This is a genomic window from Testudinibacter sp. P80/BLE/0925, from assembly GCF_053570785.1.
Genome location: NZ_CM131636.1, coordinates 486,902 through 509,722, shown reverse-complemented (window position 1 = coordinate 509,722; position 22,821 = coordinate 486,902). Strand labels below are relative to the sequence as shown.

Here is a 22,821-nt window from a genome sequence, read left to right as displayed (position 1 = left end):
AGTGCGGTTTCCCGTTGAAATAACCCTGAGCCTGGCAATTGCCAGGCTTTTTTGTGGGCGAGAGCTTAGAATCAAGTGTGGTTAACCTTCAAAGCGTAACGTTGGTTAACGCCGGTAATACGCAGTAAATGAGGCTTTATCAATGGTGTGGGCGTTCACCAAAAAGCCGCCAAGTGCGGTGGTGGTGTCTTGGTTTACATCGAGTTTCGCCACATTCAGTGCGTGGACGGTGAAAATATAACGGTGCGCTTTGTCACCTTCAGGCGGGCAAACGCCGCCCCAGCCGTGGTAGCCGTAATCGGTTTTCAGTTGGAATGCGCCTGCCGGTAAAGTGCTGCTGTCAATCGCACCGGCATTGGCGGTAAGCTCATTGACTTGTGCCGGAATATTGACGACGTACCAATGCCAAAAACCCGAGCCGGTCGGCGCATCAGGATCATACACCGACAGCGCAAAACTTTTTGTGCCTTGCGGTGCGTTTTTCCAATTCAGTTGCGGCGATTGGTTATCGCCTTGGCAACCGAAGCCATTGAATTCAAAGGTTGGGGGAATATTCTGTTCCGCTTGCAGTTGCGGACTACTCAGTTGAAACGGCTGACGGTCGCCAGCAAATGCGTTTGCTGCGCTGAATGCCAGCAGTGAAGCGGCGGTTAATGTGATTTTCAGTGATTGCATAAAATACCTTCTGATATGGTTAAAGTGCGGTGATTATCCGCCAAAAAAGGCAATCGGCTTATGCGCGGCAGTTCAGATTTTAGCCCTATTCAGCCAATCCGTGCGTTTTGATTTGCGAAGGCAAAATGGCGAAGTGTTGTTTAAATGCGGCGCTGAAACGGCTTTGCGATTGGTACCCGCAGCGAGAGGCAATCTCGGCGAGGCTGTCTTCCGTGCCGAGAATCAAGGAAAGTGCGGTGTCGAGCCGTAGTGCCTGTAGCCATTGGCGGAAAGCCGTATTTTCTTGCTGTAAACGGCGTTTCAGCGTGCTTTCGCTCATATGAAATCTGTCGGCAATCTCGCTGAGTGTCCAGTGGCGGCTGAGATCCTGTTCGACCAACGCCTGCATTTTATCCGTCCAACTGAGTTTTTCCGCCGGCGGAAACACAAACTGATGTTCGGCAAGTTGCAATAACAGTTCCAAGGTGCGGTGCCGTTTTAATGTTGGGCTGAGTTGCGGATCGCGCAAACCGTCCCAAGTGCGTTGAAAGCAATCGCTGAGTGCCGGGGTATAAATGCGCTGCCGTATTTGAGGCCCAAGCGTTTTAAATTGCGGGTAGAGTTGATAAAACAGCGCAATCGTTTGCGGGGAAAGGTGAATGATATTCGAGCGGTAATCGGTTTGCAAAGTGCGGTTAATCATTTCCCAACGACTGTCTTTCAATAATACAAACAGTTCATTCTGTCCGATTTGACGTAGAACGCCCTGTTGTAACAGCACTTTCTGACCGCACTTGACCTGCCCGATCATGTGCTGGCGGATTTGCACGCGGCGCAGATGATGGCTTTTATCCGATGAAAGGGAAAAGGCAGAACAGCGGTCCATCATGCGCCTACAATAATTTCACCAGTCGGTTCAAATCGCTTTGAATTGCGCCGGCGGTCATGGCGGGGCCGGAGCTTGGCCCGTGAATGATCAGCGGTTTATCGCGATACCATTGGCTGCGGATAATGAACAGATTTTCCCCCGGCAGGGTTTGGCTGAGCGGATCGTCAGGATCAAGTTCTTCCAAACCGATGGTGGATTGCCCGTTGGCGTGGAAACGGGCGACGTAGCGCAGGCTCAAACCGTCTTCCTGTGCGTTCAGATACCGCTCTTCGAGAGTTTGGTTTAATGGGGCGAGTGATTCAAAAAATTCATTGAGCGAAAGTTGTTCGGCGTTGCCGTCTAACAAGGATTCCACTTTAATCTTTTGCGGATCAATGTCATAACCGGCACTGCGCGCCGCAATCAACAGCTTGCGCATTGCGTCGGTGCCGCTCAGATCTTCGCGCGGGTTGCGCTCGCTCAAGCCCTGTTGCCATGCCTGTTCGATCAGCTCGGCAAAGGTGTGGAGATGTTGATCGTATTGATAAAACAGCCAGGTCATGGTGTCGGAAAACGTGCCTTCAATCGACAGAATGGTGTCGCCGCTCTCGACTAAATCGCGCAAAATGGTGTTAATCGGCAGACCGCGCCCGATGGTAGCGTTGTACAGCCAATGGCTGCCCGATTGTTGAAACGCATTTTGCAGTTCATGGAATTGCGCCAACGGAAATGCCGCGCCGCGCTTATTGGCGCTGATGACATGAAAACCGTGTTTGGCAAAATTGAGATAATGCTTGGCGACTTCATCACTGGCAGTGATATCGAGCACAACCAATTCATCAAACGGATGGGCGCTCATCCAATTCAGCAACTGTTTTGGTTCCAGCTCTTGCGCCTGTTGTTCAAATGCCTCATCTAACGTGCGGTTTTGTAATGAAGGGAGTAAACCTTGGTAACTGAGCCAACCTTTGGTGCTGGATACCAGCCCGATTAAGGTGAAATTAAATTTACTGCGCGCCGACAAGGCTTCCCGCTGTTGGCGATAGAGATCGATCCAGGTTTTTGCGATGGTGCCGTTGCCCAGCACCACCAAACCGACGGTTTTGTGCGGGCGGAACAGATCATCGTGCACATTACGCAATAAGTCGCGCCCGACCGTTTGGCGCAAGATGGCAACGACGCTGATTTGATCCGGCGATTGCCAGATAAATTCCAACGGCTGGGTTTTCAACATTTGCAGAAAACGCATCATTTGCAAGGAATTGCGGCAGACCCCGTAGCCGACAATCGCCAACAGTGCCAAATCATAACGGATGGATGACGAATCGACCATCAGCGGCAACTGTTTGAATTGAATATAAACATTATCAATATACTCGATTGGATAAGCTAATTTGACGGTTCGCTGTTGCCGATCGAGGTGTTGTGCTAACGGTGTAAGCTGTTGTGTTGCTATCCATTGTTGGCATTGTTGTTGCCATTGTTCGAACTCTTGGTTTGGCGGCACGACCAATTCAATCAAACCGATTTGGTTGTGATGGGTGACGATTTTGCCGTGCTCGCTGGCGGATAGGGCGTGTTCGATTCGGGTTGAGCCGTGTTCCGGTTGTAAACTGCTGCGTAACAATAACGTCATCTGGTGGCTTTTGACCGGTTGCAGGGTACGGGCGTGCAAAACCGGGGCTGCCAAGCGCGCCAGTTCGGTGGCTTCGTCCACCCGCAGGAAACTCAGCAGATTGGCATTATTGATTTGGTGCGGATCGGCGCTGTAAACCCCGGCAACATCACTCCAGATCGTGACTTTATTCACATCGGCCAACGCCGCAATTTGGGTTGCCGAGTAATCCGAACCATTGCGTCCCAACAGCACGGTTTCTTTTGCCCGGTTTTGACAGATAAAGCCGGTGATAACCAACCGTTTGCCCCCGGCTTGTGCCAAGTGCGGTTGCAACCGTAGTCGGCTGCGTTCAAAATCCACTTGCGGCAACCGCGCTCTTTCGGCATATAAAAACAGGCGTGAATCCAAATAATGGTTTTCCAGCCCCAGTTGGTTTAAATAAGCGCTGACCAGTCTTGCGGTCCAAATTTCGCCGTGTCCGACCACTTCGGCATAGATGGCGTCACTGAGCGGTTTATCCAGCAGGGAAGAGAGGGATAAAATATCTTCTAAAAACTGTTGTGAAACGCTTTCGGGGTGGTTGAGCAGCCGGTTGGTTTGGGTCAGATAATGGAATTTGATTTTTTGCAGTTGCTGATTGGCACTGACCGGATCATCCGCCGACAGTGTTATCCATTGAATCAGATTATCGGTCAGTTTGCCCATCGCCGACACCACGATTAAATCTTGCGGCTGGGTATGCTGTTTAATGATGTTGGCAACGTTACGGATATGTTCGGCATCCGCCAAGCTGCTGCCACCGAATTTATGCATTTCTCTCGTCGAGCTGACTACCATAATTCTCTCGCAATCGGTTGTTCTGATTTTAGCGTAGTTTATCAGTTTTCTGCCGCTATCAAAATAAGCGTATTTTATTTTTAGCAGTCTTTACGTCCAGATTGTTATTTTCGTGATTTTTGTTAAAATAGCCAAAGTTTTTATAAGGATTTTTAAAAGGATTCAATATGGCGGAGTGGAACGGCAAATATATCAGCCCTTATGCGGAACACGGCAAAAAAAGCGAACAGGTGAAAAAAATCACGGTGTCGATTCCGATTAAAGTGTTGGAAATTCTCACCAACGAACGCACCCGCCGCCAAATCCGCAATTTGCGCCACGCCACCAACAGCGAATTGCTGTGCGAAGCCTTTCTGCATGCGTTTACCGGACAACCGTTGCCGACCGATCAGGATTTGATGAAAGAGCGCAGCGATGAGATTCCGGAAGCTGCCAAAGCGTTAATGCGCGAGTGCGGTATTGATCCGGAGACATGGGAATATTAGGCAATCACACTAAAAAAGCGCGTCAATGGATATGCTTCAGGCTAATGACAAAGTCTCTTGCTCTAATTATTTCCCTCCCTCCGCATGCGGAGGGAGAGAAGTCAGTTTGTCAGCAATCTCAAGCGCGTCAATGGACGTGCTTTTCATATGAGCATTAATGACATTACGGCAATTCGCCGCTTTTGCGTTTGTCGATGAAGTCTTTGGTTTCACGCACAATCACGCCGGACAGGAACAACAACGCAATCAGGTTCGGAATCGCCATTAAGCCGTTGAATACGTCCGCGGCTGACCAAACCAAATCTAGTTGCAACACTGCGCCCGCCATCACCGTTGCCACGTAGACGATACGGTATAGGTTGACATATTTATCACCGAACAGATAAGCCGCGCATTTTTCACCGTAGTAACACCAACCGAGAATGGTGGAATAGGCGAAGAAAATCAGCCCGAAGGTGACGATCCAGCCGCCCGGTCCCGGCAGCATTTTATTGAAGGTCAGGGTGGTCAATGCCGCACCGCTTTGCCCGTCGCTATATAAACCGCCCATCACTAATACAATGCCGGTGATACTGCACACGATAATCGTATCTAAGAAGGTGCCGGTCATCGATACCAACGCTTGGCGCACCGGATGATCGGTTTTGGCGGCTGCGGCGGCAATCGGCGCCGATCCCATCCCCGCCTCATTGGAAAATACGCCGCGCGCCACCCCGTAACGCACCGCATTGCCCAAAATCGCCCCGCCGACGGCGTTCGCGCCGAAAGCATGGTCGATAATGGTGGAGAGTGCCGGCATAAACAGTTCGGCATTGACGATAATGATTGCCAAACCGCCGAGAATATAGGAAATCGCCATAAACGGCACGATAATCGACGAGGCGCGGGCGATACTTTTAATCCCGCCCAATACCACAATAGCGGTCAGCAAGGTCAAGATTACGCCGGTCACGGCGGTATTCACCCCGAATGAAGTGTGAATCGCATTGGCGACCGAGTTGGATTGCACCGAACTGCCGATACCGAACGAGGCAATCGTACCGAACAAGGCAAACAGCAACGCCAGCCATTTCAGCTTCATGCCGCGTTCGATGTAATACATCGGACCGCCGGACATTTCGCCTTTATCATTGACGATCCGATATTTAACCGCCAACACGCCCTCGCCGTATTTGGTCGCCATGCCGAAAATCGCGGTCAACCACATCCAAAACACCGCGCCCGGTCCGCCGCTGACAACGGCGGTGGCAACGCCGGCGATATTACCCGTGCCGATGGTGGCGGAAAGTGCGGTCATCAGCGCGCCGAAATGGGAAATATCGCCGTGATGATCGCTGCCGTCCTCTTTTTTCGGGTGGGGGCTAAACGCTTGTTTCAAGGCAAACGGCAATAAACGGAACTGTAAAAAAATCAGACGGAGGCTGAGGTAAATCCCGGTACCGACCAACAACGCCAGCATATAAGGCCCCCAGACATAATCGCTGAGGGCATTAAAGAAATCTTGAACAGATTGCATAGTGTTTTCCGAATAATAAAAGGCTGAAAATTAGCGTAACGGCTGTAATTGTAGGGTTTGCTGCGTTTGAAGCACGCGGAACAGCAGATCGATATTCGGATGTTTGCCCGGATTCCGTTCGGCGTCGGCAACGTGTTCGGCAAACCAAATCAAGCCTTGTCGCGCCGCTTGCGGATGAAGCTGTTGCGCAAAGTGTTCCGCCAAGGCGTTGTACAGCCGCAGCGATCCCAATTTACCGGCAATCGCCGGAATATGGTGAATTACGTCGCCCGCGGCATTCAACACGTTTAAACCGCTTAAATTTTCGACGCGCGGCATGGTTGCCAAATAATCTTGAAATGTCATAACAGTTCCTTATAAATCAAAATGAAAAAAGCGTTAATTTGCGCTATCAGCCTAACGGACGCACGGAAATCTCACCGATATGAAAACGCTGTAATTGCCCGTCGGCGGTTTGCAGCAATAATTCGCCGCTGTCGCTATCAATCCCTTGCCCAATCCCGTGTAATTCCGTATTCGGCAGCAGCAGTTTGATCGGTTTTTGGTAAAAATGATCGTATTGTTGCCAACGTTGTAAATAGGGGGTGACGCCGTGTTGTTCCACTTGCAGCAAAACGTGCTGTAAATTGTTGGCGAGGGTGGCGACCAGTTGGTTGCGTTCAATCCGAACCGCACTTTCGTTTAAATTCGCCCAAGCCTGTTCAATTGCCGCGCCGTCGGCTGGGCGCATACTCAAATTTAAGCCGATCCCCATCACCAACGCCTGTTTTTGTGCGGCGAAGGCACGGCTTTCAATCAAAATGCCGCCCAGTTTGCGCCCGTCAAAATAAATATCGTTCGGCCATTTGATACTGATATTCTCCACGCCCAATTCGCTTAGGGTGTCGGCAAGACAGATCCCGATGACTAAACTGAGCGCTTGCAAACGCTCGGCAGGCTGCCGGAAGTGCCACAGCAAGGAGAAATAGAGATTTTGCGCAAACGGCGAATGCCATTGGCGCCCGCGCCGTCCGCGTCCGGCGGTTTGCCTTTCGGCGGTGCAAATCGTCCCCGACGGCAAGGTTTTGCGCTGCAATAAAAATTCATTGGTGGAATCCACGCTGCGCAGCACCAATGCCGTTCCGTAAGTCAACCTGCGGTTGATTGCGGCTTGATCGAGTAAATTCAACGGTTCGGACAGTTGGTAAACCTGATCTGCCGAGCACCTAACGTTTAAGCCCCAAGTTTGCAGCTGGTGCAATACTGCCGCCCGTTGCGGTGCGTTCATCGCCGGCAGCAAGTGCGGTTTGCCGTCCGCGAGTAAGGTTAAAACCGATTCGAGTTGCGCTTGTTCCGTCATTTAGCCGATTGCCTGTTCGCTGTCGATCTCACCGTCGGCATTGAAAAACCGCACTTCCGCTTGCAATGCCACCTGAAATTTGGCTGACACCTGTTGCCGCACATGGCGCGCCAGTTGTAACACATCATTTGGCGTGGCATTGTTGCGGTTAATTAGCACCAACGCTTGCTGCTGGTGCACCGCCGCGCCGCCGATTTGACAGCCTTTCAAGCCGCATTGGTCGATCAGCCAACCGGCTGCCAGTTTGACCGTGCCGTCCGCTTGCGCAAACGCCGGCATATTCGGATAATCGGCAAGCAATTGTTGGTATTGCGCTCGGCTGACACTTGGATTTTTAAAGAAGCTGCCGGCATTGCCGAATTCGTTCGGATCAGGCAGTTTACTGCGCCGCACTCGACACACTTCGTTATAGATTTGTTTTGCGCTGACGGTTTGCGAATCCAATTGGGCAAGGGAACCGTATTGCAGTTGCGGCCGCCAGTTTTTAGCCAACTTTAAGCCGATTGCCACGATAGCGTAATCCCGCTGGTAAGGCGCGTGCTTGAAAATACTGTCGCGGTAGCCGAAGCCGCATTCTTCACGGCGGAAACGCCGGATTTGACCGCACTTCAGATCTAACACGTCGACATAATCGCACACATCATCAAATTCCACCCCGTACGCGCCGATATTTTGAATCGGCGCAGTGCCGGCACAACCGGGGATCAACGCCAGATTTTCCAGCCCGTTGTAACCCCGTTCGACGCAAAAAGTGACTAAATTATGCCAGTTTTCGCCGCCGTTAACGTGCAGATAATGAAAGTGTTCATCTTGCTTGTGCTGAATGCCTTCAATCCGGTTCAGCAGCACGACACCGTTAAAATCGGCTAGGAATAAGACGTTGCTGCCTTGTCCTAACAGCAGGCGAGGTTGATCGGCATAGGTTTGCCAAACTTGTTGCAATTGCCCGACGGAGCGGATTTCAATAATCGCGTTGGCTTGTAGCGATAGTGAAAAAGTGTGAAACGGTTGTAAACTTTGCATAATTTTTTAGGGGTAACCAATGAATTTGTTTAGTTTACCGATCAAATCGAGATGAGCAATCAGAAATTTAGCAAAATCGGATTTGCCTTGTCGCTGTTTCCGTCGGAAGTGATTATAATAAAAACAATTCTAAACCAAGAAAGGTTGAAAACGTGCATAAATACCGCGGCGAACTGATTTTATTGCTGGTCAGCATACTGGCGGCATCCGGTTGGCTATTTTCCAAATATGCCTTGCAAGAGCTGCCGCCGGCGGGATTTATCAGCGTGCGTTTTCTTGCGGCGGCGTCGCTGTTTCTGCCGCTTGCCTACCCGCAATTGCGCCGTTTGTCACGCCGACAACTGAAAAGTGCGGTCACGGTCGGTGCGGCGTTTAGCCTGAATTTGTTTTTGTGGGTGCAGGGCATGAGCTATACCGAAAACATGGGCGAGGGTGCGTTTATCGTCAGTTTGTCGATGTTGTTGGCGCCGTTGATGTCATGGCTGATTTTCCGCCATCGCCCGCAACGGATGTTCTGGTTCTGTCTGCCGCTTGCCGCCGCCGGGTTGTTTTTATTAGCTTCGGGCAGTGGGTTGCATTTGTCGCTCGGCAATGCGCTGTTCTTGTTGTCGTCCACCGTGGCGGCGACCTCGTTTGTACTGAACAGCCAATTTTCCAGAACCGTGCCGGTGTTGCCGCTCACCACCATCCAATTGGCCATGGTCGGTATTTTTTGCGGGATCTTTTCTCTCTTATTCGAAAGCTGGCAATTTCCGATTAGCGGCAGCACTTGGGGCTGGGTTGCCATTAGCGCGGTGTTCGCCACCTCGTTCCGGTTTTTGCTGCAAGTGATCGGGCAAAAACACAGCCAAATCACCAATGCCGCGATTATCATGATCTTAGAACCGGTCTGGACACTGCTGTTAAGTATCAGTTTACTCGGCGAAATCCTTACTTGGCAAAAAGCCCTCGGCTGCGGTTTAATCCTGACCGCACTTTTCGCCTACCGCCTGCAACCGCAGTTTCGTTACCGTCAATTATTATGGCAGCAGAAAAAGCGGCGTAAAAGCAAACGGCGTTAACAAACCGGCTTATCTGCCGAATGAGCCGAATATCAGATTATTTCAGAACCGATTGTATAGCGCCAATATGGAACGATATTGATGACCATCTTGATTGACCCGGACTTGCTCGAGCTTGAACCGCACTTTGCGTCTGATCCAGCGCAAAAACAGTGGTGCGTCTATTTTTTGTTATGTCAAAACAATGCGTTGTATTGCGGTATCAGTAATCAGCCGAAAGTGCGGTTTCACGTGCATTTGAGCGGCAAAGGCGCAAAATTTACCCGTATGCATCCACCGCTGGAAATGCGTTTGATTTATCACGGCTTATCGCGTGCCGACGCCAGTCGCTTAGAAGCGAAAATCAAGCGTTTAAAGACGGAACAAAAACGGCAATTGTGGGATAGGCTGGCAAAAAGAAAGGCGGAAAATTTCCGCCCTTGAGTTTGTTTGTGACACTAATCGAATTAGTGCTTATGTTTACCGCCGCAGCAGCCTTCGTGGCCGTGGTGGTGTCCGTGATGATCGTGCTCATGTCCGTGGTGATCATGGTTGTGTCCGCAACCGCAGCCGTGACCTTCTTCGTCACTGTCGTGTCCGCCGCAGCAACCGCCGCCTTCGGCGTGGATATGACCGTGGGCGATCTCTTCCAAGGTCGCTTCGCGGGCGGCAACGATTTCCACGTTAAACAGTAATTCCTGACCGGCTAACATATGGTTGCCGTCAACCACGACATAATCGTCGCCCACTTCGGTAATCACCACCGGCAACGGACCGATGTCGGTATCAGCGATAAAACGCATGCCGACTTCCAAATCGTCAACGCCGACAAACACATCTTTCGGTACGCGTTGCACCATATTATCGTTGTATGCGCCGTAACCTTCTTCCGGTTTCACCCGTACTTCCAGTTTTTCACCGACTTCACGGCCTTCAAGGGCGTTTTCCAAGCCGATCACTAAGTTATTGTGTCCTTGCAGATACTCTAACGGTTGATTTGCCGGCGCTTCATCGACTAACACCCCATCTTCAGTACGAACTTGATATGCGATACTGACTACAACATTTTTTGCAATTTTCATCGGCTACTCCGCCTTAATTAATGGATAAAAGAGATAGAAAGCAGGATTATACGCTAACCCTGCCGATAAGTTAATGGACGTTATTCATTTATCAGATCAATAGAGGCGTTCAGCTGAATTTTCAAGTCCGCCACGCCGCTTTGCACCTGCATGGGTTCGGCTTCGCTGCTGGCAAAGACGGCTTTGCGTTCATAATAGATTGTTTGCTGGTCGTTACCGGATTCATTCACACTGCTAATGTCTAAATTAGCCACACGATAACTTTTGGCAGACAAATTTTTACTGATCAACTCGGCTTTTTGTTTAAACGCTTGTAACACTTCTTCGGTTAGCGCTTGCTCTAATGCCAGTTTCCGTGTTTGGGAGACGGTGAAATTGGTGTTTTGCACCGCCAGCTGTTCGCCGGTGGCGGCGATTAATTCGGAAAGTGCGGTAAAATCTTGGCTTTCCAAGGTGATTTCCGCGTAATCCGTCCAGCCGCTCGGTTTGCCCTGTTTATCGTAATTGATATAGGTGCGGCGGTTAGTCATGCCGGTTTGAATATTGCGTTTTTTGGCTTCTTCTACTGCCAGATTCAGCTTTTGTGTGACGGTTTCGCTGATCGCTTTTAAGGTTTTGCCCGACTCCTGCGCATACAGCACCACCTGCATCGTGTCGCGTTCGACTTGGCGCAACACTTCGACATTGAAATTCACCCGTTGCGGTTCGTGGTCTTTGTCAGCGGCAGCCTGTGTCGGAAGTGCGGTTGCCAATAAGAACATACCGCTGCCAAGTAGGGTTTTCAGCTGTTTTTTCATCTTTTGCGTTCCTTATTTAGACCTGTAACCAAAAAGTTACCGGCCCGTCATTGGTTAAACTGACCTGCATATCGGCGGCGAAAATGCCGGTTGCAGTGCGGATCTGGGCGCGACATTGCTCGCTGAAATAAGCGTAGAGCTGTTCCGCCGATTGCGGCGCAGCGCCGTTGGAAAAGCTCGGGCGCAGGCCTTTGTGGGTGTCGGCCGCCAATGTAAACTGAGACACCACTAACACGCTGCCGTTCACTTGTTTGACGTTTAAATTCATTTTGCCGTTGTCATCGGCAAAGACGCGATAGGCTAGGACTTTCTCCAGTAACTTATCCGCTTTTGCCTGATCGTCTTCTTTTTCGACCCCGAGCAGCACCAATAAGCCATGCCCGATTTCACCGACAGTTTGATTTTCGACGGTGACGGCGGCACGGGTAACACGTTGAATTAACGCAATCATTTTTCATTTCCCGCTTGGGGCGCAGCGGTTTTTGCCACCGCAGTGCTTTGCGCTTTACCCAGTTCTATTCTTTTGACCAGACGTTGCAAGTCGCCATGAAATTTTTGTTGTTTCTGCTGGTACTCTTTGTGTAGATCCAAATCGCCTTTTTTCACCAAATGGAAATCTTCCAACACCGCAGTAAGTTGGGCGCCGAGCAGGACAAAGGTCCAACTGAGCTGAATCCACAACAACAAAATCGGCAGGGTTGCCAAAGCGCCGTAAATCAATTGGTAAGAAGGGAACATGGTCATATACCAAGTGAAAGCGCGTCTGCCGAGGGTAAAAAAGACCGCCGCGACCAATGCGCCAATCATGGCGTAACGCAGGTTGACTTTGGTATTCGGCACCACGGTATAAATCAGGGTGAATGCCAGCCAAGTCAGCACAAACGGCACTAGGCTAAGCAGTTTCGTCCCGAGCGGCAGCACGCTGCCATGACTGAAAAATTGGATTGAGAAAATATAAGAGCTGATGATCAGGCTGACGGCAAGAAATAGCGGCCCCAGGGTGAGAATCATCCAGTAGATCGCAAACGAAAACAACAAGGTGCGTGAATTGGTGTTCGGCCAAATATCATTTAGGGTGTGATCGATCGAAGAAATCAACATCAAGGCAACCACAATCAAGCCGATAATCCCGACGCCGCTCATTTTGGTTGAATTGGTGACAAATTCATTCAGATACTGTTGTAAAATACCGCCGGTTTCCGGGGCGAAATTATCAAAAATCAAATTTTGAATTTGCCCGCTCACTTCCTGAAACACCGGGAAAGCGGAAAAAACCGCCAAAACGACGATCATCAACGGCACCAGTGCCAACATGGTACTATAGGTCAGATAACCCGCCGCCATCGTCAGTTTGTTTTGATTAAAGCGGTGCCAAAACAGTTTTAAAAAAAGCAACGTCTGGGAAAAAAAGTGTGCCATTTGATTATCCTTTGCTTAGTCAGACAGCCAATTACGCAAAATCTGCTCGCCGTATTCGCTAATAAACGATTCGGGATGAAACTGCACCCCGTAAATCGGCAAAGTGCGGTGCTGCATTGCCATCAGCGTGCCGTCTTGGTCGACCGCCGTTGCCTGTAAGCAACTCGGCAGGCTGTCGTTTTTCACCGCCCAAGAGTGATACAGTCCTATCTTAAAGGATTGCGGCAGATTTTTAAACAGTAACGAATCCGCGGTTTGGCGCAAAACCGCACTTCGTCCGTGGCGGATCTGCGGCAGGTTATACAGCTCGCCGCCAAAAAACTGGCATAAGGTTTGGTGCCCCAAACACACGCCGAGAATGGATTTTTGCCGGTGATAACGTTGTAACATCGCAAACAACTGCGGATACGCCGACGGTACATCCGGACCGGGCGAAATCAACAGATGGCTAAATTGCGCCACCGCGTCTAAATCCACGTTTTCGGTATCACACACTTGCATTTCCACCTCAAGCCTGCGCAGCAGATCGACCAGATTGTAGGTGAAGGAATCGTGGTTGTTGATGATCAGTAGCATGGTTATCCTTATAACTTGTTAATCAAGCCGAAAATCAGGGTGTAGATTTTTCCAATGGCGTTGTAAAACAACCTTATGTTGCTCGTCCATCGGTAAATGAACCAATTGATTGCGCCATTGTTGCCGTGCCAGTTGCAAAACATCGCGTAAATGGACTTGAATTGCTTGCCACGGCGCGCCGATCCGCTTTGTCCACTGTTCAAAATGTGAAAAATTGAGTTGATACCAATTTTTTTCTTTCCCCAAATTCAACGCAATCTGTGCCTCTTGCGCAATATACGGCAGGGTGCAGACAATATCATACGCCGGTGCCAACCGCACTTGCCGTTCGGGATAAAACAAACTCCAATTTTTGATATGCGCATCGCCATTCGCCAACAAAATATTGACTAATAGACGGCGTGCCATTTGTTGTAATTCGGCTAAACCCTGTTCCGCATAGCGATAAATCACCGCACCGATTTGTTCATAATTGATTTTATTGTATTTATTATGCGGATACAGCTCGAAAATTTGCGCAAAGTCTTCACTGTGGATACGTTGCGGCTTATGCGCCAGTAAAGTGCGGTCAAAACGTTTGATTGCATAAGCATACTCTTCATTTTGTGCGAGCGCGATCTCGGGCAAGCCGTCTAAATCCGTGAGTGCAATTAATTGAATTTCAGGAATCACCACCCCGGCCAATTCGGCCAATTTCATCATACTGTATTCATTTTGCGGCACGGTACGACGTAGCGAAAACGGGGTTTTGATAATCCAATCATCTTCACCATGCAACTGATTTAGATAAAAACGCTTGTCCTGCTTGTGTCCGGAAAATTTCATCTGCACACCGGCAAGGGAAAATTTTTGTTGGTGCTGCGTTTGTAGTTCAATTTGTTCAGGTTGTTGTGTGCCGATTTTCGCCCATTGCGGCAATTCGTGGGTTAGCGGTGTCGCCACCAACGCACCGGGCAAGTTTTCACCTAATTGCGCAAGCAATGGAAATTCATTTTCAGGGGGAATTTTCAGACTTTGCGCAATCCAGTCACGCAAAATACCCTCGGGCAGCAGATTGGACAATAACGGCGTCATTCGATGGTGGTAGAGATGGCTCACATTGCTGGTAAAATAATCGGGACGAAGCCGTTGGGCAAGTGTGATCAGCGGTTGTTTTTCCGCTGGTAACAGTTGATATTCAGGGGCAAAAATCAGGCGGTTATGGTTACCAGCGTAATTGAGTAAAACACCGATTTGCGTTCCATGCAAGTGCAGGTTGAGGGCTTGTACTTTGCTCATGTTTCATCTCCCAATTCAGCTAAAAAAGCCGCTAATTTAGGTTCGGCAGCTTGGGTATGCTCAACGATCAGTTGTTGCAATGTCGTGCTGTCCAGTTTAGCGAGCTGCGCAAGTAAGCCGATTTTCTCTTTTTCTGCGATAAATAACTGCAAGTCGAAACCTTCTAAAATGCGCAGCAGTGTTGAGGCGCGCAGATCCTGACCGGCTTCAATCCGCTGATATTGTTGCTGGCTCATGCCGATTTTAAACAACATATCTTTCTGATTGATCCCGAGCTGTTCACGTCGCTGCTTTAAGACCGCACTTAGTTGATTTATGCTTTGCATATTATTTATGCCAAATAGTGAATGATTAATACTCAATTAGGTATTCGCTTTACTAAGCGATACCTAATTTGTACTATAGCATAAAACATTTTTTAAGTTGTAATTTTAATTTAAAACAACTTTTTTATTGTTTTATTCAATCCCTACCAGCTTATGCGTTTGTAAACTCAACTGCCACTTTGGGCGTTTGCCTGTCAGGGATTCAGGGCGTTGATTGAGTTCGCCCAGTTTGCGAATCGTATCCAGCAGGTTCATTTCGCCTTGTTGTTCGCAAGGGGAGAGATAATAGTGGCTTGCTTGAATTTGTCGTTCGATCTGTTCGCAAAACGGCAGGATTTCGCCGTCATTAACGATCCGCACTTCATCGGCAGAGGAGAGGCAACGTTGTTGGTATTTGTGCCGATACAGCAGTTTCGGGCTGGTGGCGATGTAGTCGATTTGCGGCGGAATCGGTTTTAAACCGTTAGTTTCGATTGCCAAAAAATAACCGTCGGTTTTCAGTTGATCGAGCAGTACGCTCAGTTTCGGCTGAATGGTCGGTTCACCACCGGTGATGATAATGTTAGTTGCCGAATATGACCGCACTTTTTGCAAAATCTGCGCCAAGCTCCAGCGTTCAAACTGGCTGTAGTTGGTGTCGCACCACGGGCAGGCAAGGTTGCATTTGCCGAAGCGGATAAAAATGCTTGGCATGCCGGTGTTGAACCCTTCCCCTTGCAGGCTTTCGAAGATTTCGACAATGTTGTAGTGGATTTCGCGCTTCATCAAACGTCCGTATATTCACAAAATGAGGTCGGTGTTTCCCATAGGCGGACGGCGGAAATCGGCAAACCGGCGTGTTGCAGGCGTTGAAAGATAAACTGTGACATCTGCTCGGCGGTGGTGCGGTAGGGCAGGGCGAACACTTTCGAATCCAATTCTTGCAACAACGCCGCCACCTTGCACTCTTTCGCGCTATTTTCATCAAAGATAAACGCATGATCCATCGGTTTGAGGATTAATTCGTCCACTACGTTTTTCAGATCACTGTAATCCATCACCATACCGCACTTTGCTTCATCGGTCAGCAGCGGCGCGCACAGTTCCACTTGCAGCTTATAGGTGTGTCCGTGCAGGTTTTTGCATTTGCCGTCGTGTCCGTCGAGCATGTGCGCCATATCGAAACTGAATTCTTTGCTGATTTTAAACATGGTTTGCCTCTTTTTCCGCCAGGTATTCATTCAACCCTTTTTCGCGCAATTTGCAGCTCGGGCACTCGTGGCAACCGCCTTCGATGCCGAGATAGCAGGTGTGGGTGTGTCGGCGGATATAGTCCAAACCGCCGAGCTGATCGGCTAATGCCCAAGTCTGTTTTTTGTCTAAATACATCAATGGTGTTTGGATATTGAAGTTGTAATCCATTGCCAGATTAAGGGTGACGTTCATCGATTTGACGAACACATCACGGCAGTCGGGGTAGCCGCTGAAATCGGTTTCGCATACGCCGGTGATGATATTGCGAATGCCCTGTCCTTTGGCGTAAATCGCGGCATAGAGTAAAAACAGGGCGTTGCGTCCATCGACAAAGGTATTCGGCATATCGTCGTTCTCTTCGATGACCGCACTTTGATCCATCAGCGCATTGGTGGTGATGGCTTTGATTACGCTGGTGTCGATCAGGGTTTGTTTCACGCCCAGATCCTGTGCGATCCATTGCGCTTTTTCCAGTTCAATCGCATGGCGTTGCCCGTATTGAAAGGTCACGGCTTCGACGTTTTCTTTGCCGTAGTGTTGAATTGCCTGTAGCAGGCAGGTGGTGGAATCTTGTCCGCCGGAGAAGATCACCAGTGCTTTTTGTTGCATCGCATTGTCCTAGTTTTTTTGCGTGGGAGGGTTACGAACCACGGTGGTTAAAGGGCAAGCATTTTACAGGATTTTAGCGGAGAAGCATACCGCACTTTGGTTTTTTCTCATTCATCTTAAAATCGCTATCGGGTTTCGCCGATGGAAACTTACTTTTTTATCACTATCGTTTTTTCGCCTCGCGGCGACCATACTTTTATACGCTACGCTCACCCTAATGAACTGCTTTTCTTCGCTTAGTGTGAACTTGCTTAACGGAAAATTTTTAATGCGCCCGCTACGCGGGCAAACTCGCTTCGCTCAAACAAAAAAATTTCCCTACAAATTTCACACATGCTCAGGCAGTTCACAAGGGAACCCAAAAACACGACGCAGAACACCAGATTTTAATTGCAACAGAAGTATTGTAAGGGAAGTGTAGGAGCGCATTGAATGCGCCCAGGATATAACGACTTAATTATAAATAAAAAAATCAAAGTGCGGTGCGGTTGGTTTTCAATTCCCCATCTGGAGTGCCTGAGCGTTTGCGTGAAGATTTCAAGGTCAATTTGTCGTGTCCGAAGCCTGCGTAGCAGGCAAGTTTACAAATTGACCGTAGAAATTAGCAAAGGCGAAGATTAGCACTACAATTGGGGTGTATTTTTTTGCTTACTTTTTTTGTACAAGCAAAAAAAGTAAGTCGCCATCGGCGAAACCCGATAGCTAACTTTTAGATAAATGAGAAAAAAGTACGGTCGCCGCGAGGCGAAATAGCGATAGTGATAAAAAAAGAAAATCGCCATCGGCGAACCCGATAGCGACTTTAAGATGAATGAGAAAAAACCAAAGTGCGGTTATAAAAAACAGCAATTATTCGTCCATATAACCCAAGCTCCGCAGTGCGCGTTCGTCGTCTGCCCAGCCGGATTTCACTTTCACCCACAGCTCTAAATGGACTTTGTTCTCAAACAGTTTCTCCATATCGGCGCGTGCTTCAATGCCAATGGTTTTGATTTTTTGCCCTTGATGGCCAATCACCATTTTTTTCTGCCCTTCGCGCTCGACCAAAATCAAACCGTTGATCTCATATGTGCCGCGCTCGTTGGTTTTAAATTGCTCGATTTCGACCGTAACCGAATACGGCAATTCCTCGCCCATAAAGCGCATTAATTTTTCCCGAATGATTTCCGAAGCCATAAAACGTTGCGAACGGTCGGTGATGTAATCTTCAGGGAAGTGATGAATACCCGGGCGTAACGTCTGTTGCACCAGTTTTTTCAGCTGATGGACATTGTTACCGCGCTGGGCGGAAATCGGCACGGTGGCTTTAAATTCAAACCGCTGATTCAACGCGGTGATAAACGGCAACATTTCGTCTTTGTCTTTCACGTTATCAATTTTGTTAATCACCAAAATCACCGGCGCTTTTGCCGCACGCAGTTTGTTCAGCACCATTTCGTCATCATCGGTCCAATGGGTGCCGTCCACCACGAAAAAAATCAGATCAACGTCGCCGATCGCGCTGCTGGCGGCTTTGTTCATCAGGCGGTTGATCGCGCGTTTTTCTTCGATGTGTAAGCCCGGCGTATCGACGTAAATCGCCTGATATGCGCCCTCGGTGTCGATACCGACAATGCGGTGGCGGGTGGTTTGCGCTTTGCGCGAGGTGATCGAAATTTTCTGTCCCAGCAGTTTATTCAGCAGGGTGGATTTGCCCACGTTCGGGCGGCCGACAATCGCGATAAAGCCGCAGTAGGTTTCGCCCGTCGTTTCGCTTGCGGCGGTTTGGTTTTGTAGGTCGGTGGTTATCTCTGTCATAGCATGCCTATTTGGTTAAATTAAGTTGTTGCAAAATGGCTTCTGCAGCGGCTTGTTCTGCCTTGCGCCGGCTTTGCCCCTGTCCGACCACGGTTTTATCCAGACTGCTGACCCGGCATTCGACTTTAAACAGTTGTTTGTGCGCCTCCCCTTGAATATCAATCACTTCATATTCCGGCAGCGGTTGGCGGTTGCCTTGCAGGTATTCCTGCAAGCGGGTTTTCGGGTCTTTTTGGTTGTCGCCCGGTTTAATCTCGGCGAGGAAGGTTTTATACCACGCGCGCACCACCGGCATAATCTTTTCCAGACCGCTGTCGAGGTACATTGCGCCGATAATCGCTTCCACGCCGTCGGATAAAATCGAATCACGGCGATAGCCGCCGCTCTTTAACTCGCCTTGCCCCAGGCGCAGATAGTTGCCCAATTCGAATTCGCGTGCCAAAATCGCCAGTGTTTTTTCACGCACCAAGGTGGCGCGCATACGGCTGAGATCGCCCTCATCGACTTTATCAAACTGCTTAAACAACGCTTCGCCAATGATAAAATTCAGAATCGAATCGCCTAAAAATTCCAAGCGCTCATTGTGTTTGCTATCGGCGCTACGGTGGGTCAGCGCCTGTTTCAACAACGTAAGATTGTTGAATTGATAGCCGATTTTGCCTTGTAATCTGTCCAGATGTTGTATCATGCCGCACCTTACTGAATTGAGGTGAACAGGCGTTCGGTGCGAATACCGCTCGGCCATTCATTGGCTTTTTTATCCAAGCTCAACCAAATCCAACTGGCTTTGCCGACCAAGGCTTTTTCCGGCACAAAGCCCCAAAAACGGCTATCATCGCTGTTATCGCGGTTGTCGCCCATCATAAAATATTCGCCTTCCGGCACAGTCCATTCGCCCGGCGGATTGCCCGGCTGTTTATAATATGCCGCATCCACATAAAAACGTACCGGATTGAGCAGAATTTGGTGGGTCACCGCACCTTTTTCGTTCATCTCGATTTGCGCATTGCCGTGATAGAAAAAGTCGGGGTTGGCTTTGGCATCGCTGTATTGATAGACTTCCGGCTCACACACCGCCGTACCGCACTTTGCCGGGGTGACGGTCAGCGCGCCGCTGGCTTGGTCATATTTGATATGATCGCCCGGTAAACCGACCACGCGTTTAATGTAATCCACCGTCGGTTGCGGTGGCGCTTTAAACACCACCACATCGCCGCGTTTTGGCTCGCCGACAGGGATTAAGGTATTTTGGAAAATCGGATCTTTCACGCCGTAAGCATATTTTTCCACAATCACGAAATCGCCGATCCGTAAACTCGGCTCCATTGAGCCGGACGGGATTTGGAACGGCTCGAACAGGAAAGAGCGCACCAACAGCACAATCGCCAACACCGGAAACAGCGAAGCGACAAACTCGCTGCCTTCGGAAATCGGCTCGACTTGGGCACGCTCTTCTTCGCTCAACGTTTTGCCGCTGCGTTGTTCCAAACGGGTGATTTGCCGTTGGCGTTTCGGCTCGACCGAAAAACGGTTATAACACCAGGTTGCACCGGCGATCAGGGTGAACACGATTAACAGAATGGAAAAAGTGTTCGGCAGTGCCAGATGATCCAGCACTTTCCATAATACATAGCCGCAGACTAACAGAATCGGCAGAAAAAATTTCGACATTCGCTTTCCTTATTTATCTTTGCCAACGTGTAAAATGGCTAAAAACGCCTCTTGCGGCACTTCCACATTGCCGAGGGACTTCATGCGTTTTTTACCCTCTTTTTGTTTCTGTAGCAGTTTTTTCTTACGGCTGACATCACCGCCGTAACACTTCGCCAACACGTTTTTACGCAACTGTTTCACCGTCGAACGGGCGATGATATGGTTGCCGATCGCCGCTTGAATCGCAATGTCAAATTGCTGACGCGGAATCAATTCTTTCATTTTTTCCACCAATTCGCGCCCGCGATACGGCGCATTGTCTTTATGTACGATTAACGCCAGCGCGTCGACCCGTTCGCCGTTAATCATAATATCCACCCGCACCATGTTTGCCGCTTGGAAACGCTTGAAGCTGTAATCCAACGAGGCATAACCGCGCGAGGTCGATTTCAGGCGGTCGAAGAAATCCAGCACCACTTCGCCCAACGGAATTTCATAAGTTAAAGCCACTTGGTTGCCGTGATAGACCATGTTGGTCTGCACGCCGCGCTTTTCGATACACAGCGTAATCACATTACCCAAATATTGCTGTGGCAACAGCATATTACATTCGGCAATCGGCTCGCGGATTTCGGCAATGTTGTTCAACGGCGGCAATTTTGCCGGGCTGTCAACGTGTTCAACCGTGCCGTCGGTCAGCTCCACTTCATACACAACCGTCGGCGCGGTGGTGATTAAATCCAGATCGTATTCCCGTTCCAACCGCTCTTGGATAATCTCCATATGCAGTAAGCCCAAGAAGCCACAGCGAAAACCGAAGCCAAGTGCGGTCGAGTTTTCCGGTTCGTAGAACAGCGAGGCGTCATTCAAGCTGAGTTTGCCCAGCGCGTCGCGGAACGCTTCGTAATCGTCGGAGCTGATCGGGAACAAACCGGCGTACACTTGCGGTTTGACTTTTTTAAAGCCCGGCAGCGGCAGTTCGGCGGATTTGTGTTGCAGGGTTAAGGTATCGCCGACCGGCGCACCCAAAATATCTTTGATACCGCACACAATCCAGCCCACTTCACCGCACTTCAGTTCGGTGGTATCGACCTGTTTCGGGGTGAAAATCCCCAAGCGATCCACGCCGTAGGAAATGCCGGTGCTCATCACTTTGATTTTGTCGTTTTTCTTCAATGTACCGTTTTTAATCCGCACCAACGACACCACGCCGAGATAGTTATCGAACCACGAGTCGATGATCAAGGCTTGCAACGGTGCGTTAGGATCGCCCTCAGGCGGTGGGATTTCTTTGACGATCACTTCCAGCACGTCTTCGATTCCCACGCCGGTTTTCGCCGAACAGCGCACCGCGTCGGCGGCTTCGATGCCGACGATATCTTCGATCTCTTCCGCCACGCGCTCCGGATCTGCCGCCGGTAAGTCGATTTTGTTTAAAATCGGCACAACATTCAGATCCATCTCAAGTGCGGTATAACAGTTCGCCAAGGTTTGCGCTTCCACGCCTTGCCCTGCGTCCACCACTAACAACGCGCCCTCACAGGCAGCAAGCGAACGTGATACTTCATAGGAAAAATCGACGTGGCCCGGGGTGTCGATAAAGTTCAATTGATAGGTTTCGCCGTCTTTGGCTTGATAGTTCAAGGTCACGCTTTGCGCTTTAATCGTGATCCCACGCTCACGCTCCAGATCCATTGAATCCAGAACCTGCTCCGCCATTTCGCGATCACTCAAGCCGCCGCAGGTTTGAATCAAACGGTCGGACAGGGTCGATTTGCCGTGGTCGATATGGGCGATAATGGAAAAGTTACGAATATTTTTCATCTAAAAAGGGTTCTCTATGCCAATTTTTATTTATCAGTTAATTGGCGGATTGTACCTGAATATTGGCTTGGGTGCTATAGACGTGATAGGCTAAACGCAAGGATTATTCGTCGAGCGGCGCAGATAGTCAAAGTGCGGTTCGGCATGGGGGAAACGAAAGGAGAACGCGATGAAACTGTTTATTTATCAGCATTGCCCGTTTTGTGTCAAAGCGGCGATGATTTTCGGCTTGAAGAACGTGGCGGTGGAAAAAGTGGTGTTGATGGAAGACGATATCGACACCCCGACACAAATGGTCGGGCGCAAAGTGGTGCCGATTCTGCAAAAAACCGACGGCAGTTTTATGCCGGAGAGTATGGATATTGTGTGCTATATCGATCAACTGGACGGCAAACCGCACTTGAGCGGCGCAACCAATCCAGCGATTAGCGACTGGTTAGAGACGGTGAAAAATCTGGTCTCGCCGTTGATTATCCCGCGCTTCACCCAAGCGCCGTTTGCTGAAATTGCAACGGAATCGGCGAGAGAACGCTATATCCAACGCATGACAAACTGGGTCGGCGATCTGGGGCAACTGCTTGCCGACACGCCGTTATATTTACAACAACTGCAACCGCACTTGCAAACATTAGCCACCTTGATTCAAAGCGAAAGTGCGGTCAACGGCGAGTTATCGGAAGATGATATTCACCTGTTCCCAACCTTGCGTTCCTTAACCGTTGTTAAGGATTTGGTGCTGCCGCAAAAAGTGCGGGCTTATGTGGAAACCATGGCGAAACAGAGTCAGGTGGAGTTGTTGGATAGCATGGCGGTTTAATGGGAAAGTGCGGTTAAACCGCACTTTGCC

25 protein-coding genes and 1 riboswitch are annotated in these 22,821 nt (G+C 49.6%); of the genes, 4 read left to right on the top strand and 21 right to left on the bottom strand.

All coding sequences use genetic code 11. The annotated features are described in order from the left end of the window. Positions 1–105 precede the first annotated feature (105 nt). From ACWA5Z_RS02565 to metL, 3 genes are all read right to left on the bottom strand, one after another. Complete coding sequence (locus tag ACWA5Z_RS02565) at positions 106–675, bottom strand: YbhB/YbcL family Raf kinase inhibitor-like protein (protein ID WP_431053764.1); 570 nt, start codon at positions 673–675, stop codon at positions 106–108. An 85-nt stretch (positions 676–760) separates the two neighbouring features. Continuing rightward, a complete protein-coding gene (locus tag ACWA5Z_RS02560) occupies positions 761–1,543 on the bottom strand; it encodes a helix-turn-helix transcriptional regulator (RefSeq protein WP_431053763.1) in 783 nt (260 codons plus the stop codon). Positions 1,544–1,547: 4 nt separating this feature from the next. Next, positions 1,548–3,953, bottom strand: a complete 2,406-nt coding sequence (gene metL / locus ACWA5Z_RS02555) for a bifunctional aspartate kinase/homoserine dehydrogenase II (RefSeq protein ID WP_449343112.1) — start codon at positions 3,951–3,953, stop codon at positions 1,548–1,550. Between the two features lie 191 nt (positions 3,954–4,144). Here metL and metJ point away from each other — a divergent pair, with 191 nt between their 5' ends. Next, on the top strand, positions 4,145–4,462 hold the full coding sequence (gene metJ, locus ACWA5Z_RS02550) for a met regulon transcriptional regulator MetJ (RefSeq protein ID WP_431053761.1): 318 nt from the start codon (positions 4,145–4,147) through the stop codon (positions 4,460–4,462). A gap of 163 nt (positions 4,463–4,625) precedes the next feature. Here the strand turns inward: metJ and ACWA5Z_RS02545 are convergent, their stop codons facing one another. The 4 genes from ACWA5Z_RS02545 to murB are packed head-to-tail and all read right to left on the bottom strand — an operon-like array spanning position 4,626 to position 8,340. Next, positions 4,626–5,978, bottom strand: coding sequence for an alanine/glycine:cation symporter family protein (locus tag ACWA5Z_RS02545; protein WP_431053760.1), 1,353 nt, complete (start codon positions 5,976–5,978; stop codon positions 4,626–4,628). A gap of 30 nt (positions 5,979–6,008) precedes the next feature. Further along, positions 6,009–6,323, bottom strand: coding sequence for a DUF2322 family protein (locus tag ACWA5Z_RS02540; RefSeq protein ID WP_431053759.1), 315 nt, complete (start codon positions 6,321–6,323; stop codon positions 6,009–6,011). A gap of 46 nt (positions 6,324–6,369) precedes the next feature. Beyond that, positions 6,370–7,317 (bottom strand): bifunctional biotin--[acetyl-CoA-carboxylase] ligase/biotin operon repressor BirA, encoded by a 948-nt coding sequence (gene birA / locus ACWA5Z_RS02535; protein WP_431053758.1) that lies wholly within the window; start codon positions 7,315–7,317, stop codon positions 6,370–6,372. Then, a complete protein-coding gene (gene murB / locus ACWA5Z_RS02530; RefSeq protein ID WP_431053757.1) occupies positions 7,318–8,340 on the bottom strand; it encodes a UDP-N-acetylmuramate dehydrogenase in 1,023 nt (340 codons plus the stop codon). Positions 8,341–8,492: 152 nt separating this feature from the next. Between murB and ACWA5Z_RS02525 the strand changes: the two genes are divergently transcribed. Further along, complete coding sequence (locus ACWA5Z_RS02525) at positions 8,493–9,401, top strand: DMT family transporter (protein ID WP_431053756.1); 909 nt, start codon at positions 8,493–8,495, stop codon at positions 9,399–9,401. A gap of 81 nt (positions 9,402–9,482) precedes the next feature. Continuing rightward, positions 9,483–9,824 (top strand): GIY-YIG nuclease family protein, encoded by a 342-nt coding sequence (locus ACWA5Z_RS02520; RefSeq protein WP_431053755.1) that lies wholly within the window; start codon positions 9,483–9,485, stop codon positions 9,822–9,824. Between the two features lie 23 nt (positions 9,825–9,847). On the opposite strand, the gene slyD is transcribed toward ACWA5Z_RS02520, so the two are convergent. From slyD to lepA, 14 genes are all read right to left on the bottom strand, one after another. Next, positions 9,848–10,462 carry a peptidylprolyl isomerase gene (gene slyD / locus ACWA5Z_RS02515; protein WP_431053754.1) on the bottom strand — a complete coding sequence of 205 codons (615 nt, stop codon included), beginning with the start codon at positions 10,460–10,462 and terminating at the stop codon, positions 9,848–9,850. An 80-nt stretch (positions 10,463–10,542) separates the two neighbouring features. After that, positions 10,543–11,259 (bottom strand): SIMPL domain-containing protein, encoded by a 717-nt coding sequence (locus tag ACWA5Z_RS02510; RefSeq protein ID WP_431053753.1) that lies wholly within the window; start codon positions 11,257–11,259, stop codon positions 10,543–10,545. A 16-nt stretch (positions 11,260–11,275) separates the two neighbouring features. Beyond that, on the bottom strand, positions 11,276–11,710 hold the full coding sequence (gene dtd / locus ACWA5Z_RS02505; protein ID WP_431053752.1) for a D-aminoacyl-tRNA deacylase: 435 nt from the start codon (positions 11,708–11,710) through the stop codon (positions 11,276–11,278). Continuing rightward, a complete protein-coding gene (locus tag ACWA5Z_RS02500; RefSeq protein ID WP_431053751.1) occupies positions 11,707–12,678 on the bottom strand; it encodes a virulence factor BrkB family protein in 972 nt (323 codons plus the stop codon). The genes dtd and ACWA5Z_RS02500 overlap by 4 nt, the downstream gene beginning before the upstream one ends. 15 nt (positions 12,679–12,693) lie before the next feature. After that, a complete protein-coding gene (locus ACWA5Z_RS02495) occupies positions 12,694–13,254 on the bottom strand; it encodes an anthranilate synthase component II (RefSeq protein WP_431053750.1) in 561 nt (186 codons plus the stop codon). 18 nt (positions 13,255–13,272) lie between these two features. Continuing rightward, positions 13,273–14,532 (bottom strand): type II toxin-antitoxin system HipA family toxin, encoded by a 1,260-nt coding sequence (locus tag ACWA5Z_RS02490; RefSeq protein WP_431053749.1) that lies wholly within the window; start codon positions 14,530–14,532, stop codon positions 13,273–13,275. Beyond that, positions 14,529–14,858: a helix-turn-helix domain-containing protein gene (locus ACWA5Z_RS02485; protein WP_431053748.1), complete on the bottom strand. Its 330-nt coding sequence runs from the start codon at positions 14,856–14,858 to the stop codon at positions 14,529–14,531. Before ACWA5Z_RS02485 ends, ACWA5Z_RS02490 begins: the two co-directional genes overlap by 4 nt. A gap of 132 nt (positions 14,859–14,990) precedes the next feature. Continuing rightward, complete coding sequence (locus ACWA5Z_RS02480) at positions 14,991–15,623, bottom strand: 7-carboxy-7-deazaguanine synthase QueE (RefSeq protein WP_431053747.1); 633 nt, start codon at positions 15,621–15,623, stop codon at positions 14,991–14,993. Beyond that, positions 15,623–16,048 (bottom strand): 6-carboxytetrahydropterin synthase QueD, encoded by a 426-nt coding sequence (queD, locus tag ACWA5Z_RS02475; RefSeq protein ID WP_431053746.1) that lies wholly within the window; start codon positions 16,046–16,048, stop codon positions 15,623–15,625. The genes ACWA5Z_RS02480 and queD overlap by 1 nt, the downstream gene beginning before the upstream one ends. Then, a complete protein-coding gene (gene queC, locus ACWA5Z_RS02470) occupies positions 16,041–16,700 on the bottom strand; it encodes a 7-cyano-7-deazaguanine synthase QueC (RefSeq protein ID WP_431053745.1) in 660 nt (219 codons plus the stop codon). Before queC ends, queD begins: the two co-directional genes overlap by 8 nt. 3 nt (positions 16,701–16,703) lie before the next feature. After that, positions 16,704–16,748, bottom strand: a riboswitch (PreQ1 riboswitch). An 801-nt stretch (positions 16,749–17,549) separates the two neighbouring features. Then, complete coding sequence (era, locus tag ACWA5Z_RS02465; protein WP_431053744.1) at positions 17,550–18,497, bottom strand: GTPase Era; 948 nt, start codon at positions 18,495–18,497, stop codon at positions 17,550–17,552. A 7-nt stretch (positions 18,498–18,504) separates the two neighbouring features. After that, the gene (gene rnc / locus ACWA5Z_RS02460; RefSeq protein WP_431054274.1) at positions 18,505–19,182 is read right to left on the bottom strand and encodes a ribonuclease III; all 678 of its coding nucleotides are present in this window, start codon (positions 19,180–19,182) and stop codon (positions 18,505–18,507) included. Positions 19,183–19,193: 11 nt separating this feature from the next. After that, entirely contained in the window at positions 19,194–20,168 is a 975-nt protein-coding gene (gene lepB, locus ACWA5Z_RS02455; RefSeq protein WP_431053743.1) for a signal peptidase I, read from the bottom strand. A 9-nt stretch (positions 20,169–20,177) separates the two neighbouring features. Beyond that, entirely contained in the window at positions 20,178–21,974 is a 1,797-nt protein-coding gene (lepA, locus tag ACWA5Z_RS02450) for a translation elongation factor 4 (protein WP_431053742.1), read from the bottom strand. Between the two features lie 169 nt (positions 21,975–22,143). Here lepA and grxB point away from each other — a divergent pair, with 169 nt between their 5' ends. Next, positions 22,144–22,791, top strand: coding sequence for a glutaredoxin 2 (gene grxB / locus ACWA5Z_RS02445; protein WP_431053741.1), 648 nt, complete (start codon positions 22,144–22,146; stop codon positions 22,789–22,791). Positions 22,792–22,821 lie beyond the last annotated feature (30 nt).

Coding starts and splice junctions, on each gene's coding strand:
- ACWA5Z_RS02565 (WP_431053764.1), bottom strand. CDS start 675: ATGCAATCACTGAAAATCACATTAACCGCCGCTTCACTGCTGGCATTC.
- ACWA5Z_RS02560 (WP_431053763.1), bottom strand. CDS start 1,543: ATGATGGACCGCTGTTCTGCCTTTTCCCTTTCATCGGATAAAAGCCAT.
- metL (WP_449343112.1), bottom strand. CDS start 3,953: ATGCATAAATTCGGTGGCAGCAGCTTGGCGGATGCCGAACATATCCGT.
- metJ (WP_431053761.1), top strand. CDS start 4,145: ATGGCGGAGTGGAACGGCAAATATATCAGCCCTTATGCGGAACACGGC.
- ACWA5Z_RS02545 (WP_431053760.1), bottom strand. CDS start 5,978: ATGCAATCTGTTCAAGATTTCTTTAATGCCCTCAGCGATTATGTCTGG.
- ACWA5Z_RS02540 (WP_431053759.1), bottom strand. CDS start 6,323: ATGACATTTCAAGATTATTTGGCAACCATGCCGCGCGTCGAAAATTTA.
- birA (WP_431053758.1), bottom strand. CDS start 7,317: ATGACGGAACAAGCGCAACTCGAATCGGTTTTAACCTTACTCGCGGAC.
- murB (WP_431053757.1), bottom strand. CDS start 8,340: ATGCAAAGTTTACAACCGTTTCACACTTTTTCACTATCGCTACAAGCC.
- ACWA5Z_RS02520 (WP_431053755.1), top strand. CDS start 9,483: ATGACCATCTTGATTGACCCGGACTTGCTCGAGCTTGAACCGCACTTT.
- slyD (WP_431053754.1), bottom strand. CDS start 10,462: ATGAAAATTGCAAAAAATGTTGTAGTCAGTATCGCATATCAAGTTCGT.
- ACWA5Z_RS02510 (WP_431053753.1), bottom strand. CDS start 11,259: ATGAAAAAACAGCTGAAAACCCTACTTGGCAGCGGTATGTTCTTATTG.
- dtd (WP_431053752.1), bottom strand. CDS start 11,710: ATGATTGCGTTAATTCAACGTGTTACCCGTGCCGCCGTCACCGTCGAA.
- ACWA5Z_RS02500 (WP_431053751.1), bottom strand. CDS start 12,678: ATGGCACACTTTTTTTCCCAGACGTTGCTTTTTTTAAAACTGTTTTGG.
- ACWA5Z_RS02495 (WP_431053750.1), bottom strand. CDS start 13,254: ATGCTACTGATCATCAACAACCACGATTCCTTCACCTACAATCTGGTC.
- ACWA5Z_RS02490 (WP_431053749.1), bottom strand. CDS start 14,532: ATGAGCAAAGTACAAGCCCTCAACCTGCACTTGCATGGAACGCAAATC.
- ACWA5Z_RS02485 (WP_431053748.1), bottom strand. CDS start 14,858: ATGCAAAGCATAAATCAACTAAGTGCGGTCTTAAAGCAGCGACGTGAA.
- ACWA5Z_RS02480 (WP_431053747.1), bottom strand. CDS start 15,623: ATGAAGCGCGAAATCCACTACAACATTGTCGAAATCTTCGAAAGCCTG.
- queD (WP_431053746.1), bottom strand. CDS start 16,048: ATGTTTAAAATCAGCAAAGAATTCAGTTTCGATATGGCGCACATGCTC.
- queC (WP_431053745.1), bottom strand. CDS start 16,700: ATGCAACAAAAAGCACTGGTGATCTTCTCCGGCGGACAAGATTCCACC.
- era (WP_431053744.1), bottom strand. CDS start 18,497: ATGACAGAGATAACCACCGACCTACAAAACCAAACCGCCGCAAGCGAA.
- lepB (WP_431053743.1), bottom strand. CDS start 20,168: ATGTCGAAATTTTTTCTGCCGATTCTGTTAGTCTGCGGCTATGTATTA.
- lepA (WP_431053742.1), bottom strand. CDS start 21,974: ATGAAAAATATTCGTAACTTTTCCATTATCGCCCATATCGACCACGGC.
- grxB (WP_431053741.1), top strand. CDS start 22,144: ATGAAACTGTTTATTTATCAGCATTGCCCGTTTTGTGTCAAAGCGGCG.